This is a genomic window from Echinicola soli, from assembly GCF_006575665.1.
In the GTDB taxonomy this organism is placed as follows: Bacteria; Bacteroidota; Bacteroidia; order Cytophagales; family Cyclobacteriaceae; genus Echinicola; species Echinicola soli.
On record NZ_CP041253.1, the window covers coordinates 1,410,053 to 1,428,497 of the forward strand.

Annotated in this window: 16 protein-coding genes; 2 read left to right on the top strand and 14 right to left on the bottom strand. The window is 44.6% G+C overall.

Annotation, left to right across the window (positions count from 1 at the left end; all coding sequences use genetic code 11):
• Positions 1-10 precede the first annotated feature (10 nt).
• The 10 genes from FKX85_RS05925 to htpG all read right to left on the bottom strand — a co-directional run bounded on the left by FKX85_RS05925 (position 11) and on the right by htpG (position 13,020).
• Positions 11-3,154, bottom strand: a complete 3,144-nt coding sequence (locus tag FKX85_RS05925) for a SusC/RagA family TonB-linked outer membrane protein (RefSeq protein ID WP_141613848.1) — start codon at positions 3,152-3,154, stop codon at positions 11-13.
• A gap of 532 nt (positions 3,155-3,686) precedes the next feature.
• Positions 3,687-4,259: a precorrin-2 dehydrogenase/sirohydrochlorin ferrochelatase family protein gene (locus FKX85_RS05930; RefSeq protein ID WP_141613849.1), complete on the bottom strand. Its 573-nt coding sequence runs from the start codon at positions 4,257-4,259 to the stop codon at positions 3,687-3,689.
• Between the two features lie 73 nt (positions 4,260-4,332).
• Positions 4,333-5,097, bottom strand: coding sequence for a uroporphyrinogen-III C-methyltransferase (gene cobA / locus FKX85_RS05935; RefSeq protein ID WP_141613850.1), 765 nt, complete (start codon positions 5,095-5,097; stop codon positions 4,333-4,335).
• A complete protein-coding gene (locus FKX85_RS05940) occupies positions 5,094-7,196 on the bottom strand; it encodes a HEPN domain-containing protein (RefSeq protein WP_141613851.1) in 2,103 nt (700 codons plus the stop codon). Before FKX85_RS05940 ends, cobA begins: the two co-directional genes overlap by 4 nt.
• A 55-nt stretch (positions 7,197-7,251) precedes the next feature.
• Positions 7,252-8,511, bottom strand: a complete 1,260-nt coding sequence (locus tag FKX85_RS05945) for a sulfate adenylyltransferase subunit 1 (RefSeq protein WP_141613852.1) — start codon at positions 8,509-8,511, stop codon at positions 7,252-7,254.
• Between the two features lie 56 nt (positions 8,512-8,567).
• The gene (gene cysD, locus FKX85_RS05950) at positions 8,568-9,467 is read right to left on the bottom strand and encodes a sulfate adenylyltransferase subunit CysD (protein WP_141613853.1); all 900 of its coding nucleotides are present in this window, start codon (positions 9,465-9,467) and stop codon (positions 8,568-8,570) included.
• A 69-nt stretch (positions 9,468-9,536) separates the two neighbouring features.
• Positions 9,537-10,238, bottom strand: coding sequence for a phosphoadenylyl-sulfate reductase (locus tag FKX85_RS05955; RefSeq protein ID WP_210416910.1), 702 nt, complete (start codon positions 10,236-10,238; stop codon positions 9,537-9,539).
• 5 nt (positions 10,239-10,243) lie between these two features.
• Entirely contained in the window at positions 10,244-10,489 is a 246-nt protein-coding gene (locus FKX85_RS05960) for a DUF2061 domain-containing protein (protein ID WP_141613855.1), read from the bottom strand.
• A 73-nt stretch (positions 10,490-10,562) separates the two neighbouring features.
• The gene (locus tag FKX85_RS05965) at positions 10,563-10,979 is read right to left on the bottom strand and encodes an RrF2 family transcriptional regulator (RefSeq protein ID WP_137401745.1); all 417 of its coding nucleotides are present in this window, start codon (positions 10,977-10,979) and stop codon (positions 10,563-10,565) included.
• A 157-nt stretch (positions 10,980-11,136) separates the two neighbouring features.
• Positions 11,137-13,020, bottom strand: coding sequence for a molecular chaperone HtpG (htpG, locus tag FKX85_RS05970; RefSeq protein ID WP_141613856.1), 1,884 nt, complete (start codon positions 13,018-13,020; stop codon positions 11,137-11,139).
• 295 nt (positions 13,021-13,315) lie between these two features.
• Between htpG and FKX85_RS05975 the strand changes: the two genes are divergently transcribed.
• A complete protein-coding gene (locus FKX85_RS05975) occupies positions 13,316-14,113 on the top strand; it encodes a formyl transferase (protein WP_141613857.1) in 798 nt (265 codons plus the stop codon).
• Positions 14,114-14,242: 129 nt separating this feature from the next.
• On the opposite strand, the gene FKX85_RS05980 is transcribed toward FKX85_RS05975, so the two are convergent.
• The gene (locus tag FKX85_RS05980) at positions 14,243-14,560 is read right to left on the bottom strand and encodes a hypothetical protein (RefSeq protein WP_141613858.1); all 318 of its coding nucleotides are present in this window, start codon (positions 14,558-14,560) and stop codon (positions 14,243-14,245) included.
• A gap of 410 nt (positions 14,561-14,970) precedes the next feature.
• Here FKX85_RS05980 and FKX85_RS05985 point away from each other — a divergent pair, with 410 nt between their 5' ends.
• The gene (locus FKX85_RS05985) at positions 14,971-15,546 is read left to right on the top strand and encodes a uracil-DNA glycosylase family protein (protein ID WP_141613859.1); all 576 of its coding nucleotides are present in this window, start codon (positions 14,971-14,973) and stop codon (positions 15,544-15,546) included.
• A 740-nt stretch (positions 15,547-16,286) separates the two neighbouring features.
• On the opposite strand, the gene FKX85_RS05990 is transcribed toward FKX85_RS05985, so the two are convergent.
• Genes FKX85_RS05990 through FKX85_RS06000 form a run of 3 tightly spaced genes read right to left on the bottom strand, consistent with a single transcriptional unit; the run spans position 16,287 to position 18,376 of the window.
• The gene (locus FKX85_RS05990) at positions 16,287-16,862 is read right to left on the bottom strand and encodes an FKBP-type peptidyl-prolyl cis-trans isomerase (RefSeq protein ID WP_141613860.1); all 576 of its coding nucleotides are present in this window, start codon (positions 16,860-16,862) and stop codon (positions 16,287-16,289) included.
• Position 16,863: 1 nt separating this feature from the next.
• A complete protein-coding gene (locus FKX85_RS05995; RefSeq protein ID WP_141613861.1) occupies positions 16,864-17,424 on the bottom strand; it encodes an FKBP-type peptidyl-prolyl cis-trans isomerase in 561 nt (186 codons plus the stop codon).
• Positions 17,425-17,428: 4 nt separating this feature from the next.
• Positions 17,429-18,376: an FKBP-type peptidyl-prolyl cis-trans isomerase gene (locus FKX85_RS06000; protein ID WP_141613862.1), complete on the bottom strand. Its 948-nt coding sequence runs from the start codon at positions 18,374-18,376 to the stop codon at positions 17,429-17,431.
• Between the last annotated feature and the right edge of the window lie 69 nt (positions 18,377-18,445).

Sequence of the window (18,445 nt, forward strand, 5' to 3'; positions counted from 1 at the left end):
GCATAATCCATTAAAATGTAGCCTTCAACGTAAAGCCTACGTACCTCGATGATGGATCTTGAAGATTGTTGTCATTACCATAATCTGGATCCAGCAGAGGCATTTTTTTCCACATGGCCAGGTTATAGCCATACAATGAAAGGTCCAGTTTTTTGATCTTTTCGGACTGCATGATGTTCATCAGATCATAGGTCACTGCCAGCCTTCTCAATTTGAAGTAAGACCTGTCAAAAACGTTGGCAAAAGTCTCGCTTTCTTCTTCGGTCACCTGGGCTTGGTAAGGATAGATCTGCGACCATGTCTGCCAGCTCACGGCGGTGGTGTTTTGGGTGTACTCCCTAGTATCAGAGATCACGTTTCCATCTACATCCCTGGTGAGCTCCCCACCGGTGAGGACTACACCTTCCGGTACATAGACCGGCTCTCCGGCGGCATATTCTTGGTCTCTGTAAAGTACGGAGTTAGGATGTTTTCCTCCCCACCACATTTTTTCGATGGTCATCGATCTAATCAATCCGCCCCAGGCGCCGTCCACATCCACGTCCACTCTGAAGTCTCCTATGCGGAAGCGGTTCTGAATGCCCAGTCTCCAGCTAGGATCCAAGTGGCCGATTTTGGTCGGATAGGGATCTTTGGTCGGCAGACCAGTGTTCGCGTCAAGGATAACCTGGCCGTCAGCACTTTTCTGCCATACCGTGGCATAATATGAGTCTGCACGGTCACCCTCTCTCAAGTTTCCATAGCGGTTCTCTCCACTGTAAATGTCGGAGATACGCTTCACAAAACGTGTCCAGTTCAATCCAATATTCCAGTCGAACTTGTCATGGTCAATGGCCAAATAATTCAACATGATCTCCACCCCATCGGTTGTATATTCATTGCCATTTACCTTTCTGGAATTAAAGCCCGATGCTTCAGAGATACTGAGGTCGATGATCTGATTTTCGTCCAAGATGCGGTAATAAGTACCTTCCAGTGTCAACCTTTTTTGGGCAAAAGAAGTACTCAAACCAGCTTCAAAGGTAGTGGATTTTTCAGGCTGTATAGCAGGATTTACCAATCCCGACGGATAGTAAACAGATGGAGTGGAGCCATAGGTGACGCCTTTGTTATAGGTCGCCTGAAGGCTGTATGGATCCAGGTCATTGGATACTTCTGACCAAGAGGTGTACACCTTCAGGTAATCCATGGCCTTCGGCAATGTGATGAATTCCGATATCATCGCACTCAATGACGCTGATGGGTAGAAGTAGGAGTTGGTCGAAGCAGGCAGGGTAGAAGACCAGTCGTTTCTTCCTGTAAGGTTAAGAAATACGGAGTTCCACATTTCCAGGTTTACGGTACCGTAAACACTGCGAATCGCTTTTTCTTGATAGGTGTTGGATGCCTGTACAGGCCCTTGGGTATTGCTAAGACTGTAAACCCCTGGAACAATCAGTCCATCAGAAGAGGCATATTCCTGCTGGTATGTCCTACGGAAACTTGACGCACCGGCATTGACACCAAAGGAGAAGTTATCCGTCAAGGTCTTATAGTAACTGGCCAAAAAGTCAGCGTCCAGGTTTAGCTGGTCATCGTTCCACATCTTGTAGTCACCATTTCTGGAATCGCCATAGTTCAAGTAAGACTTAGGACTTTGTGCATCGGTAAACTTCCCTTTATTTCTGGCAGAAACCCTTCCCTGAATATATAGATCGGGCGTGATTTGGTATTTCAGCTTCAGCTTTCCGTCCAAGGTGTTTTGGTTGTACAGTTGGTTGTATTCATTAGCCGCAAAGTACACATTGTTATACCATGCATAGTTGTAGTTGGCCTGGCGGTATCCTTCCAGTCCCGGTACATACATGTGGTCTTTTAGGTCTTGGCCATTGACATCATCGCCCATCCAGATCAAGATGGTGTACATGTGGTTTTTAGGGCCATAGCCATATCGAGGATAATTGGGAGAGTGCACCTTATTATAACTCGCCGTGGCGTCAAGTTGTAGGTTTTCCAATAATTTAAAGGAAGAATTAAACGTCATTCCACCTGTGGTGAGGGCACTATTAGGCACTTGCCCTTTTTGGTGGGAATAGTTTCCGGAGAAGTAAAACTGAGCACGGTCGCCTTGATAGGCTATCGAGAAATCGTTTTTGGTGACTACCCCTGTGCGCAAAAAGTCCTTCAGGTTATCATGCCTCACCCATGGAGTAGGGACACGTTCATAGCGTGACTTGTCATCATAAACTGTTCCGGCCACGTTACCGTACCATTCGATGGTTTCGCCTGTTTGCTTATCGCGGATGGGGCTGTTCCACTGAGGAATCATCACTCCAGGCTCAAATTTAGGTCCCCAGATCATATCTCCATCGGAAATACCACCGTCAGCACCGTCCCAAAATTCATATTTGCCATTGGAACCGTTCCCATATTCGGTTTGGGTTTCCGGAAATACGGTAAATCCGGCAGTCACCATGTTGCTGGTGGAGGCCGTAACGGTAAGGCCTTCTTTGGAAGCATTTTTTCTGGTGATCAGGATGGCACCGTTTTTACCTCTGGCACCATACAGGGCTGATGCAGCACCACCTTTGAGGACATTGATGCTTTCGATGTCATCGGGGGAGATATCATAGAAATCAGTCTCTACCGGCACACCGTCCAACACGATCAGAGGTGTCTTGCCCCGAAGGGTAAAGGAGGGCGATTGGAACATCCCCGTGGGGTTGGTTACGGTCAGTCCGGCTACTTGTCCAGAAAGGGCATTGCCCACGTTCATGGTATTGGCCTGTTCCAGTCCTTCTGTGTTTACTTCCTGAGTGGCATAGCCCAGTTTTTTCTTTTGCTGCTTGATCCCAATGGCCGTAACGACTACTTCATCAAGGCTCTTTTCGTCCTCAGTAAGGGTGACATTGATGTTGGATTGACCGTTTACAGGGATTTCCTGGGTGGTAAAGCCAATAAAGCTAAATTGCAACACTGCATCGGTAGCCGCTTCAATGGTGTAATTACCTTCAAAATCGGCTATGGTGCCTTTGGTGGTGCCTTTAATCATGACAGTGACGCCGGGTAGCCCCATTCCTGTGGCATCCGTGACCTGTCCAGTGACCTGATCCTGCCCCACTACTAGGAAGGGGAGCAAAAACAGGACGACAAAAATAGTAAAAACCTGTTTCATAGAGTGATTTGAGTTATAGATGATAGATAATTGAAATTCAGATAATTGTGTGCTTTCAGGCGTTGTTGTTGCCTTAATTTGTCGCAAAACTATCCGTATAGCATATATCAATTGAAAAGGTTCGGTTATGAAATTTTTAATTAAAGCAAAGAATGCTTAAGTGAAAATTAACATTAAATAAGTGCCTGAATTTGGCAATGTGATAAAGGCTATTTGGTGTTGGAAAAATCTAACCAAACGCAGCAAATACGTGATATTAGACTAATGTTTTTAAAAAATAACTATTAATGGAAAGTTAAATGAAATTAAAAATAATTTTATACGATTAAAAGAAAAGGATTCGTAAACAAAAAAAACAGGTAGAGACTACCTGTTCTTTTTAAAATTAAATCAACCGCATATTATATCTTTACTATTATCGAACTGCTGAATTGAAAGATTATGGAACCGTGCTGGATGAAATGGATGAAAGTAGTTAATGGCAAACAGTTGACGGTGCAGTCTTATTCAACAGCCTTTGTCGTATTTTACATTACTTTACCAAAAGCTCTTTGGTAAGCTTGTTCAGGGCTTCTACTTTGTATTCGAAGTCACCTTTTAGCGTATCCCGGTATTGGTGGATGTTTTCCACCATTTCGTTAATGTCATCAGGGATGACTTCTTCCAGAAATTGACGGAGTCGCTTGGCGGTGGTAGGTGATTTGCCATTGGTGCTAATGGCGATTTTTACATTGCCTTTGGTGACGATGCCACCCAGGTAAAAATCACACAGCTCTGGCGTATCGGCGATATTTACTAACAGATGCTTGGCTTTGGCGTCCTGTTGGATCTGCTTATTTACTTCTTTATCGTCAGTGGCTCCAATAACGATGTGACGGTTTTCGAGATAAGCCTTACTATAGGCGGCTTCGATAAGCTGCAGATTGTCTGTTTTGGCTGCAATCGCCTTGATCTCATCTGAGATTTCTTTGGCTAGAACAGTTACCTTGGCCTTAGGGCTGGATTTGAGCAAAAAAGATAATTTTTCCAGTCCCACATTACCTCCTCCTACGATCAAAGTGTCCAGGTGTGCTACTTTTAGAAACACGGGGTAAAGTTCATTCATGGTGGTTATGGTTTATGGGTTAAAGCAGCATCGGGAATGGGTGATCTTCCCGATGCTTTTGATTTTTATATCGCTATACACTGATAGCTTCTCTATATACTTCCATTAATTTAGGACTCTCGCGCACCACGTCGCCAATGACGATAACTGCGGGTGCTCCAATGCCAGATGCCTGTACTTTATGTTCGATATCATGAATATGGCCGGCAACCACTTTTTCTTCCGATGTAGTGCCACTTTGGATCAGGGCAATGGGGGTGTTTTCTCTTCCCCCCTGACGAAATGCTGCTACGATTTCCGGAAGTTTTCTGGTGCCCATCAAGATGACCACCGTTGCTGTGGATTGAGTTGCCAGCTGCACATCACGGGACAGTTGTCCTGATGAAGTCGTACCTGTAATCACCCAAAAGCTCTCTGAAACACCACGCTTTGTCACAGGAATTCCCTGATAAGCGGGTACAGCAATGCTGGAGGTGATGCCTGGAACTACTTCTGTTTCAATGCCAAATTGCTGCACATAGTCTATTTCTTCAGCTCCCCGTCCAAACACAAAAGGGTCTCCACCTTTTAACCGTACTACATGACCGTGCTTTAGGGCGTATTCTACGATCAACTTGTTGGTATCCTGTTGGGGATTCCACTTGCACCCATGCCGCTTTCCTACAAATACCTTAATGGCATTTTCAGTGGCATGTTTGAGGAGTGCCTTATCCACTAACGCATCATAAAGTATCACATCCGCCTTTCCCAGTGCCAATATGCCTTTAAGGGTGATCAGTTCTGGATCACCTGGGCCGGCACCGACCAAGGTCAATTTCGGTGTGATGGGTGATATCATGCTTCTACCTCCTTGGCTCTGTAATCGCTAATGGTATGGTATACTTTTTCGGCTTTTTCATAGTATGCCTTCGCAAAATCCTCGGTAGGTTCATTTTGCTGAATTTCATACACGATATCCGCAAAGCTGCCATCCAGTGCGATTTTCCCTGAATCTACGAAAGTTTCGTCAAACTGCTTAACGATATCTGCATAGGAATTGGTTTTCTTACCTTCAGAAACCAAGATAGCCTTTGCAGTATTTACAAGTGTGGCATAGGTGTGGTAGATGCTGTCTGACCATTTTTTGTCATTGAAGCTATCCTCTGCATTGGCCAGTTTTTCCCTGGCTTCCAATAGCAAGGTAGCTACCAAGTCGATGACCACACCGGCACATTCCCCGACACCGACAGCTTTGACATATTCCTGCTCATTGCCCCAGTCGATATAATCACTGTCCACAATATCATCCGTGCTGGTCAATGGCTTCAAGAATTCATAGAAATACATTTGTCCCTGACGGTCATAATATTCTACGAATACCTCGTCCTTTTCTGCATTTTTTGCATAGTCGTCAAGGATCAGGCGGAGAGCTTGAGGGGCTCGTTTACTCGGGATTTTAATGACTTTATCCGCAAATCTCCCTTGCCCTTGTCCCAAAGTGGCTCCACCAAGCAAGACCTGCAAGGCAGGAATGACGGATTTGCCCACTTTGATGGACATGCCCTGAAACCCGATAGAAGCCATGTTGTGCTGGCCACAGGCGTTCATACAGCCAGAGATTTTGATGCTCAGGTTTGTGTTGGACAGGTATTGGGGATACTCCTTGAAAATCACCTCTTCCAGCACATGTGCGGCTCCTGTACTGCTGGCAATACCCAAGTTACAGGTATCTGTGCCCGGACATGCCGTCAGGTCTCCCAACGTATCATAGCCATACGCTACAAAATCCAGTTTTTCCAATTCCCGATAGAAGAATGGTACTGCTTCTTCTTTTACATCCCTGATCAGGATGTTCTGGCGTAAGCTAAGACGGATTTCGTCATTGGCGTATTTGCTTACTAAATCAGCCAATTTACGAGCTTTGTCTGTATAGAAGTCCCCCAAGTGTACTTTGATGCCTATGGATACGTACCCTTCTTGTTTTTGAGGGAGTACATTGGTGTTTAGCCATCTTTCATAGGCTTCTCCAGTGGGGGTTTCCACTGCAGGAATTTCAGGATTTGGAAGAGTCCTGGCCGCTTCATAGCTTTTATGGTCGATCGGATAGGATTGGAATTGCAAGGCTTTTTGTTCCTCGTTTACCAACTTCATAAACTCCTCTACGCCGATATCTTTTACCAGGAATTTCATCCTGGCCTTCATCCTTTTGGCACGCTCGCCGTGTCGGTCAAAAACCCTGACTACACCTTCTATAAAAGGAATCAACTTATCGGTGGCCAAAAACTCTTCGATCACATCAGCATGTCTGGGCTGGGATCCAAGGCCCCCTCCGAGAAGCACTTTGAAACCACGTACTTCTTCACCATTGATTGTTTTTACCTGCGGGATAAAGCCCAAGTCGTGCAGGTAAGTCAGGGCAGTGTCATCTTCAGTCGCTGAAAAGGCCATTTTGAACTTCCTGCCCATCTCTTGGCAGATCGGGTTTCTCAGCATGTACTTAAAGGTAGCATCTGCGTAAGGAGTTACGTCAAACGGCTCTTTGGGATCAACACCGGCAGTTTCTGAAGCAGTGACATTCCTGACGGTATTTCCGCAGGCCTCACGAAGTGTTACTTCATCCTTTTCCAGTTCCGCCCAAAGCTCAGGCGTTCTGTCCAAGCTTACATAGTGGATTTGGATATCTTGGCGAGTGGTAATGTGTAGCCTGCCGGTGGAATATTCATCAGAAACCTTACAGATTCTGTGCAGCTGTTTGCCGGTTACTTTTCCATAAGGCAATTTGATCCGTATCATCTGTACACCCGGCTGGCGCTGGCCGTATACACCTCTGGCCAACCGAAGACTTCTGAATTTTTCTTCATCTATTTTACCGTCCTTAAAAAGCGAAATTTTCTTCTCAAGTTCGATAATGTCTTTTTCCACAATGGGATTTTCTATCTCAGTTCTAAAGCTTTGCATAGTGGTTGTTTTGATTATTGGGTGAAAAGCCCTTTCTGGCGAAGCGGAAAGGGTGCTATTGGATGAACCCTACGCTGGTCGTGTCAAAGGAGCCCTCATCGATAAGGATAAAGCTACCGTTTGACTTGCTTTCCTGGTAGGGATCAAAGTGAATGGGCTTGCTGAGCCTGAAGTTCACTTTACCGATATCATTTAACTTCAACTGGTCCGTCCCCTCTGATCCGGAGAAATCGGTATGTACCAAGCCCTCTATGCTATCTACTTTTGCCAACACTTGGTTTACGCCATGTTGAAGGATGTATTTTGCTCCTGTTCGTAATGGTCTGCTGTTTACTTGACAGATTGTGGCAGACAGCTGTTTTTCGGATTTAGGCAGTTCGTTGGATTTTACCAGCATGTCACCGCGACTCACATTGACCTCGTCTTCCAGTGTGATGGTGATTGAGCTGCCCGGAATGGCTTCTTCAAACTCCTGATCGAAGAAGTTGATGGATTTTACTTTGCTGCTGGTGAAGGAAGGCAGTACCGTCACTTCATCACCTACAGCAAGCTTGCCGCCGTAAAGTTTGCCCGCAAATCCACGGAAGTCATGGTGTGCATCTGTTTTTGGTCTGACCACATATTGCACTGGGAACCTCGCGGCACTGTTGTCTTCTGATTCATCGATTTCTAGCCCTTCCAGGTAGTCCAATAGGGATGGTCCTTCGTACCAGTCCATGTTATCGGATCCACCGGCGATATTGTCACCATGGAGGGCGCTTACCGGAATGAACCTCACTTGGTCTTCCGTGTAGTTACTTTTCTCGATCAGCGCTTCAAAATCACTTTTGATCTCTTCGTATACCTGCTGATCATAATCTACCAGGTCCATCTTGTTTACGGCCACGATCACACGGCCTACGCGAAGGAGGTTATTGATGAAGAAATGGCGGTAGGTCTGCTCGATCACTCCTTTTCGGGCATCGATCAGGATGATGGCAGCGGCGGAGGTGGAAGCTCCTGTCACCATGTTTCGGGTATACTCCACGTGGCCGGGAGTGTCTGCGATAATGTAGTTTGTATTTTCGGTGTTGAAATAGATGTGAGCCACATCAATGGTGATTCCTTGTTCCCTTTCCGCTACCAGGCCGTCCGTGGCCAGTGAAAAGTCAAGGTAATCAAAGCCTTTTTGCTTACTATTTCGCTCAATGGCTTCCAGTTTATCAGTGGTCAGTGACTTTGTATCATAAAGTAGTCTTCCGATAAGGGTACTTTTTCCGTCATCCACACTTCCTGCCGTCGCGATATTGATCAGTTTTCTATTTTCGGTGCTCATAAAATCTTGTCTCTTTGTTCTATTCTCTCTCGATACTTTCTATGGCGTACTTACTGCTAAAAGTACCCTACTTTTTTACGGTTTTCCATGGCGGCTTCGGAGCGCTTGTCATCGATTCTGGCGCCACGTTCGGAAATTGTACTTGCCCGGATTTCGTCCACCACTTCTTCCAATGTTTCGGCTTCGGAAAGTACGGCTGCTGTACAGGTCATGTCACCCACTGTTCTGAAGCGGACCATTCGCTCTTCCACTTCCTCGTGGTCTTCTCGGTACACATGTTCAGATGCCGTCCAGATCATACCGTCCCGCACAAATGTCTCCCGTTTATGGGCAAAATAGATGGAAGGTATTTTGATGTTTTCTGTCTTGATGTATTCCCATACGTCAAGCTCTGTCCAATTGGAGATCGGGAATGCCCTCACGTTTTGTCCATGATGGATTTTTCCGTTCAGCATGTCAAATAGCTCCGGACGCTGATTTTTTTCATCCCACTGGCCGAAGTCGTCCCGAACGGAAAATACCCGTTCTTTGGCCCTTGCTTTTTCCTCGTCCCTACGTGCTCCACCGATACAGGCGTCAAACTTGTGCTCTTCGATGGCATCCAGCAGCGTGGTGGTCTGCAGGGAATTTCTACTGGAATAGCGACCTCGCTCTTCCTGGACTTTTCCTTGGTCGATGGAGTCCTGAACATTGGCTACGATCAGTTCCAATCCTAGCTCCTCTACCAGCCTGTCACGGAATTCGATCGTTTCGGGAAAATTGTGCCCAGTGTCCACGTGCAGCAATGGAAATGGTATCTTTGCCGGATAAAAGGCCTTTTGAGCTAATCTTACCAAGGTGATGGAATCTTTTCCACCGGAAAACATCAACACTGGTTTTTCGAATTGGGCAGCCACTTCACGGATGATGTGAATGGATTCGGCCTCTTTCGGATTAGGAACAAACGTATTTTTCATGTGCTATTATTGTTTTTATCGGAAGCTCTGTGGCAATGGTTTTTCCATTCAAAGCTCCAGGCGAAACTTCTATTTTATATGTAATCCACATTCTTTATGCGAAACTTCCCACCACCATCTGCCGGCTCGTGGGTCTTCACCGGGCTCGATGGCCCGGGTACAGGGTGCGCAGCCAATGCTGGCGAATCCTTTGTCATGAAGTGGGTTATATGGGATTTTGTGGTCGCTGATGTATTGGAGCATTTCATCCATGGTCCAGTCCAGCAGGGGGTTGAATTTCATGATTTGGTTACCTTCGTCCCATTCCAGTTTTTGCATGGAACTTCGGTTGTTGCTTTGCTCGGAGCGCAGACCGGTAATCCAGATACTGTTTCCCGCAAGTGCCCGTTTAAGGGGCTCTACCTTACGAACGTAGCAACAGCTTTTTCTGTTCTCCGGGGATTCATAAAATCCATTGATCCCTATATCACCGACCAGTTTCTCTACAGTGCTGGTATTGGGATAGTAAGGCTTGATCTTAATCTTATATCTGCTTTCGGTTCTGGCCAAAAGGTCATAGGTCTCATAAAATAACCTTCCAGTGTCCAAGGTAAAGATTTTTACTGGAAGATTATACTTGGCGATGATTTCTGTAATCACCTGGTCTTCCTGACCCAATGAGGTGGAGAACACAACCTTTCCCGGAAACAATTCACACAGCTGCGCTAACGCCTCAGAGATGGAGAGGTTATCAAGCCGTACTGACAAATCTTTCAAAAGGTTCTTTTTCATGGTAATTATTTGTTATCGGATACTCTCGCCCAAGCCCTTTCGTGAAAATAGTAAAGCACCATTTTGCTTACTACTTCTATAGAGCCGATGGACAATGCTGTCTTTATCTGTCCTGTGATCAGGTAGGAAATCACCATGGTGTCAATAGTGCCCACTACCCTCCAGGAAACGGATTTCAAAACACTCTTTACATTGGTGTCTTTTCCTTCTTCATCTACAAACCATTTTTTGATAGATTGATCAAAAATCATAGGTTTTATAATTTGTTGAAAGACAAAAGTATATAAAACCTATAAAAAAAGTAGGGTTTATAGGAAAATTTTTTTATTCTTTATCCAGTATATCAGATAAGGTCTTGTTTTCCAATATATTAAGTGTCTCGTCTCTCACTTGAATCATTACTTGATTTAATCCACATTTCTCTTGATCCCTACACTCTTCGCAGGCTTCGTAATAGTTTAAACTTACACAAGGTAAGAGGGCTATCGGGCCATCCAAAAGTCGGATTATCCTTGACAATGGAATGTCCTTTGGTTCTTTGATCAGGTAATAGCCACCACCTTTTCCTTTTTTACTTCCCAAAAAACCTGCCTTCTTTAATTCAAGCAAGATATTTTCCAGAAATTTATGTGAGATACCGTGCTCAGCGGCAATGTCTTGTATCAATACAGAGCCTTCTTCCTTATGCTTTCCCAAGTAGGTCAACGCATGAAAGGCATATTTGGTTTTTTTGGATAACATCTTACAAAAATAAAATAATTCCTGAATTCCCCCCATTTGTGGGATTTTTTTCTGAAATCTACTCAGGTCAGTTGAAATAGAAGCCTCACTATAAGAAAACCCTCCAAGGGCAACTTGCTCTTGGAGGGTTATCGAAATAATGGGTTGATATTAACTATTAAATCAGGTCCACACTTCTTTTCACAAACTCGGTCAAGTCCTTCCCGGATAGCATGCCTTGGGAAAGTTTTGCAAGGTCAAATGCCTGCTTGGCCAAGCGACCTTTCTCTTCTTCTCCTTCTGCCTTGAGAATTTTGTCGATGATCTTGTGGTTGCCGTTGATGGCTACTTTGTAATTATCGGGCATAGCTCCATAAAAGCCCATGCCTCCACCGGTCTGTGCCATGTCTTTCATCCTGCGCATAAACTCTTCCATGGTGATGGTAACTGGAAGCTCCTCTGGGCTGAGGCCTTCCACTTCCACGGTATAGCTTTGGTTGGCAATGGCTTTTTCGAAGACCTCTTTTACCTGCTTGCTTTGCTCTTCAGTCAGTACATTGCTGGTACTTTCTTCTTTCTTGATCAGTTTATCCACTACATCGGCATCTACTCGCTTGAGGGACGTTTTCTCCAGCTTCTGCTCCAGGTTGTTGATAAAGTGACTGTCTATCGGAGAATCCAGTGCAAGTACGTCGTAGTCTTTCTTGTTGGCAGATTCGATAAAGGTATTTTGCTTTTCAGGATCAGTACTGTACAGGAATATGGTCTGTTCGTCTTTGTCTGTCTGGGCAGCTTTTACCTTTTCCTGGTATTCTGGAAGGGTGTAAAATTCGCCTTTTGTATTTTTCAGCAAAGCAAAATCCTTCGCTTTGTCATAGAACTTGTCTTCGCTGACCATGCCATATTTTACGAACAGGCCAATGTCATTCCATTTGGATTCGTAAGATACTCGATCTTTTTTGAACAGCTCACTCAGCTTATCGGCTACCTTTTTGGTGATATAGCTGTTGATCTTTTTTACATTACCATCGGCCTGCAAAAAGCTTCGTGATACGTTCAATGGAATATCCGGAGAATCGATCACACCATGCAGCAACATCAGGAACTCTGGAACGATATCTTTCACCTCGTCGGTAATGAAGACTTGCCTTGAGAAGAGCTTGATTTTATTGCGCTGTAGCTCAAACTCATTTTTCACTTTAGGGAAATAAAGTACCCCTGTCAGGTTAAAAGGATAGTCTACATTCAGGTGGATCCAGAATAGCGGATCCTCACTCATGGGATACAGCTCTTTGTAAAAGGCGAGGTAATCCTCATCTTTCAAGTCGCTCGGTGCCTTGGTCCAGATCGGCTGAGTAGTATTGATGATGTTATCTACTTCTACGGATTTGTATGCAGGGTTGCCCTCATCATCTTTACCATCTTCTACATTTTCGGTTTTGGTCTCGAACTTGATCGGGATGGGCAGGAATTTGCAGTATTTGTCCAGGATTTCCTGAAGTTTCCACTTGTCCAGAAACTCCTCGGATTCTTCATTGATGTGGAGGACGATTTCAGTACCGCGCTCGGTACGATCTCCTTCGGAAATTTCGAATGAAGTACTGCCATCACATGTCCATTTGGCAGGTTTGGCGCCTTCTTGGTAAGAGAGAGAATGGATGTCCACCCGATGGGCCACCATAAAGGCAGAGTAAAAACCCAGTCCAAATTTACCGATGATTTCATTGGCATCCTTGGCGTCTTTAAATTTCTCCACGAATTCCGTGGCACCAGAAAAAGCAATCTGATTGATGTACTTTTTGATTTCGTCTGCCGTCATGCCCAGGCCTTTATCGGCGATGGTAATGGTCTTCTTCTCCTTATCAAAACTTACTTCAACGGTCAGATCACCCAAATCACCTGTGTATTGCCCCAGTGTCGCTAGTCGTTTTACCTTTTGGGTAGCATCCACTGCGTTGGATACCAGTTCTCTGAGAAAAATCTCATTGTCCGAATAAAGAAACTTCTTGATAATCGGGAAAATATTCTCGGTATGGATCGAGATTGTACCTTTTTCCTGCATAGCTATTTATGTTTTTTATTATTTGCTGTGTTAAATCATTTGCTAATTATCAAGCAGTGTTCCAATTCTCATTTCGTGCCAAAATGACAGTATTGGATTGTTTTTAGCGAAAAATACCTGAAAATGAAACTTTTTATAATGATACAGGTTAAAACAAAGTGTAAAATAATATATTTGAAACACATTTTTAATGTGTTGTAATTGATTTATCTTTACTAAAGCATTCTGCTGGATAGCGGAAATAAAGCAACACGTTATCCAAGGAAATGTACTACTACTTATGAATCTATGAGGTATGAAAATAGTTGTTATTAGTGAATGCAAGCCCAGGGAGATGATCGTCATAAACAAGATCCTCCAATTTCAGCCAAGAGCCGTGGTGGTGCAGCCCAGTTTTTCTAAGAAAAAGAAAAAAAGAGGTGTTGAGGTGTTGGCAAAACGGATGTTGGCAAAGCTTCGCCATCGAGCGTTGAAGCGGAAAATGGCCGTGACAGGAGAAGAAAGTGGTGCGATTTTAAATAAGGTGACTTTTGATGCGAAATTGCTAAATTCACCAGAGGGCATCGAGTTTATTAGGAGATTGTCTCCAGACCTGTTAATTACCTGCAGGGCACCTTTACTTGGCCATGAGATCACCCAGATTCCAAAATTGGCCACGATAAATATTCATTACGGAATTGCACCTGAATACCGGGGGAACGACACCCTTTTTTGGGCGCTCTATCAGAAAGATTATGGGCAAGTGGGAGGCACCATCCATCACATCAGCCAAGGGGTGGATACTGGAAATATCCTTGCCAGGGTCTATCCTGCGCTTGGTCCTGATGATGATGAGACTTCCGTGGATATCAAAACATCCCAGTTGCTCGCTGACACCCTCTATAAATATCTGGAAAAAATTGTTCAGGCACGACAGCCTATACCCGGGATCATTCAGCAGGGCAAAGGGAAGAATTACCGTGCTGCCGATAGGACACCAGGAAAAAGCCTTGAGATGATATTCCGGAACCTCTTGGGCAATTCATCCATCCCCAGCCAAAATCAAAAGGTGGAAACCTACTTCAAGGAAGAAAGCATCAGTATTTTTGCCTGATGCTAATCCTGCTTCTATGTGACGATTAGTTGACAAGATTCCCTCGCGGTGGCGAGATGGGAAATCGAGCTGCCATCCCGATGTATTGGGAAGAGGGCACTTTATTATTTTTGACAAAATAGACTTAGGTTAATCTGTAATTTCCTTTCCCTTTTCATCGTATTTTTTGATGAGGGACTCCTCTTCTGTCCCGAACTTGATTTCGTAATGGACGGTTCCATCTGACTCGGTCACTTTAAAAACTTTGGAGACCACTCGTCCATTGGTTTCTTCACTGTCCAATACCGCCTGAACCACCTTTTTAGGCAAATCCTCAGGAGAGATCTCCTCCCGCTGATCTGTCACAAAGAAACTTGGGGTCTTCGCTAATGTTGACGTAATTGATGAAGCTTTAGGGCTGGCAAAGGGTAAAGCAAAAAGCACCATTACTAACACAATTCTTTCCATGTTTTTTTATCTTCTTTATTATTCAACCAATAGTATTAAGAACACCCATAAAACTCCATGATCCATGCCATTTCTGCGAACCACCAATAGCCAACAAAAAGTGGTGTAACACAACAAAAAGTGTGGAAAAGCGCAACATTTTGTTTCTGTTTTACAGTTGGCTGGTCTTTCCTTCGAGGAAGGACACAGATTCGGATTTTTTTAACAAAAGGTATATCCGTGTGTATATCCATCCATCGTTAAATTCTCTTTTGGCTTAATAGCATGGAGGGATGCCATTGGTACAAATCCAATTTATTTGGGGGCGGAATATTAAGCCCCGAACAGCGGAAACGGCTGCTTTGCCAAGCACTGGATTTTAGAAAGTGATGTAGCCTTTGTACCTTGATGTAGGTATTTCGAAATGCTCCATGAAACGATTATTAGAAGAAATAAAAGCTTGCCAAGTGTGCATTGACAAACTTCCAATGGGAGCCAATCCCATCGTCACAGGAAGCCCACGAAGCAAGATCGTTATCATCGGCCAGGCACCGGGCAAAATCGTCCACGAATCAGGCATACCCTGGAATGACAAAAGCGGAGATAACCTGCGCAAATGGCTGGATGTGGACAGTGCTACCTTTTATGATCCCGACAAAATCGCCTTAGTGCCCATGGGGTTCTGCTATCCGGGAAGGGGAAAATCAGGCGATCTGCCCCCGCGGCCCGAATGCGCACCGCTTTGGCATCGACAGCTTATGGAAATGATGAAGGAAGTGCAGCTGAGCATCTTGGTGGGCAGTTATGCGCAGGCTTATTATTTGGAAAGCCGCTCGCGGAAAACACTGACCGAGACGGTGAAAAATTTCCATGAATACCTGCCAGAATATTTGCCGCTGCCCCATCCGTCTCCGCGAAACAATATCTGGCAAGCCAAAAACCCTTGGTTTGGAGAGGAGGTGCTGCCTACATTGAAAATGCAGGTAAGGAAGATTTTGGATGAATAATAATAGCCTGAGTTCGATAAATACCGTCACTGCGAGGCACTAGATAGGATTTTGGGGAAGGAGCCGCGGCAGTCTCTGCGGTGATTGCCACGCCCTTTTCCAACGCACGCCCCCCTAAAAAGGGCCTGCCTGGTGCAGACAGGTTCGCCCCATACTTTTGGGGACTTTATAACCGTTTTTATCAAATTTCATTAATCGAACCGAGGTTAACAGGGGAATCGCTTTTAAAAATATAAATGTTGTATAAATCACAATTTCTAATTCGATGTCATCCCGACTTGAGGAGGGATCTCAATTTTAAATAAGAGATTCCTTCCCGATGTATCGGGATCGGAATAGCCTGCCCTCCCGAAATCCTTCGGGACAGGCTGGTGGATATCGGGGACAAAGGCATTGTTAGAATGGCGTAGCTAGTGGAATATGCAGTCGCTCATCTTAAAGCGATTTCGCTGCTGAGGTTAAGCTAGGGCAATGCCATAAGCTTTGACGGGCTTGGGAGGATTACAAATCCTCATAATTTGCGTTCGGGATTGTATCCTGCGGCTTACACTCAGGGCACAATCCCGAACGGTTAGTTACACTCTATTGTGCCCTATGTAATAACTATGTCGTTAATAAAAAAGCCATTCTTCAGAAATATTGCTTGATCCCTTATTTCTGTCTCGGTTTTGTGTGCTAAAAAAAAACACCCCAGCTTTTGTCGGGGTGTTTTTGAGATTATATATTTTCTGGAAATGGGTTTAATCCATCCCTACAAATTCCACATCAAAGACCAAAATAGTATTCTCAGGAATTTGCCCTTTTTCTTGATCTCTGTATGCCAAAGGCGAAGGAATAACCAAAACAGCCTTTGCTCCACTTCTTAAATGCTTAAAGCCAAAGTGAATTCCTGGAATAGGATCTACAGATGGGTTTGGATTGAGAGGGTTTAGTTGCTGAAGTTTAAAAGGTGAAGGTCCGTAGGTATCATCCTCTTCATACAGGTCATTATCGATAGCTACCGACTCAATATTCGTCCTGTATACTGTTCCAGCCATATCCTTTTCGACAAAGTTCCTATAAATGATATTACCATAATTAGGCCTGGAAGCATCACCTTCCTCTTGGACGATAATGATGGTGCCACTGGGATCATGGATCCGGTAAAGGCTGTCGATCTGAGCCGTATCCAAGTAGGCGGCGATCTTGATGCTGTCCGTTTTCAAATTACCCGCATAGTCATACTGTGGGCCGAAATCATATGGATTGTTCGGCTCACATGAAAAGGCAGCTATCCCCACTATCGCAGCCATCAGGCCTATCATTAACTTTTTCATATCATTCTTCGGTCGTTGTTTCTTCTTCATTTTTGATGACGTCCCTCAGGTCAAGATCAAAGATCAGCACAGCATTGGCAGGTATCCTTCCTTGGTATTCCCTGTTTCCATAAGCGTATAAAGAAGGAATGAGAACCCTGGCACGGTCTCCTTTTTCCATCTTGGAAAGGGCAATCAAAAACCCTGGTAAATATTTCTGATTATATACTTCCAATGGAGCATAATTTCTATCGGAGTTATACATGCCATTTTCCCTTGCCACTGCCTCAATATTGGTGTCGAATACCGTTTCATCAAGCAATCTACCCACATAATTTACCTTCAAGGTGTCCGCACCATTTGCCTTTACTCCGGAATATGACAATGAGTCCCATAGCATGACGATTCCTGTGCTGGCATCCTGTTCTTTTTTGATGTATTGGTAATCTGTGGTGGCCAGATAATCTTCGATCTTCTTGAGATCCTTTTGATAGATTTCCAGTTGGGTCTCCTGATCCTTGATACAGGAAACAAACAGCCCTGCAAGGAGGGCTGTCAGTAAAATATGATGTAGTAATTTCATGCTATTATTTCTGCACGTCCACTACTTCTACGTCAAATACCAAGATAGAGTTTGGCTTGATTACCTCACCCGCTTGTCTAGGCCCGTAAGCCAGGGTAGAAGGGATCAGGAACTTGGCTTTGCTTCCGCCTTTTAGCAGTTGAAGTCCTTCGTCCCATCCTGGGATCACACGGCCTTTGCCCACCATCACTTCGAATGGCTCGTAAGACCTGCCTTCATTGAAAATATCATTTTCCTTGGCTACTTCTTCCAGGCTGGTGTCAAAGATAGTTCCGCCATCCAGTACATAACCGGTGTAGTTTACCACTGCGGTATTGCCTTCTTCCACGACTTCACCATCACCTTCTTCTTCGATAATGTAAAATAATCCGGATTCCGTTTTGGTGGCGTTGATGTTATTCTCTGCCATATAATCCTGGATTTTCTTCATGTCTTCTGCTAGCTGTACTTCAGCTTCTTTTTCCATTTTGGCCTGCTGCTTTTCCTGCACCTTTGTCATGAAGTCTTGCATTTCTGATTCATCCAAGATATCCGTAACACCAATGTTAAGGGTCACTTTCTCCTCGGCAGTCAGGAATGGAGGAGTGTTCATCTCGCCAAAGATGTCCTTGGCAGCAGCGCTGAACTGGATGCTGTCTCCTTTGCGAAGCCCGGATAAAATCTCGTCAATACCCGGTCTTACCTTGGTGGTATCGTAGCGTTTGACGGAGTCATTGTGCATCATGTACGCAGGAGCGCCATTCTCGATGCTGGAGATAAAGGTGGAGTCCTTGCTGTTTTTGGCAGTAAATTCATAGATGACAAACTGGCCGTTCTCCGGCTTTTCGCTACCTTCTTCGATGTACGTGTATTCCGTGCCGTCCTCGGTAGTTTTGGTCTTTTGACAAGAAATGACTCCCAGGCATGTTGCCACCATACCGGCTGACAACATCAAACTTTTAATGTTTTTCATGTGATGTTTTATTGTTTTCAATGGCCACATGGAACCTTTTAAGATTTACATTAATCATTTTTAAAATGA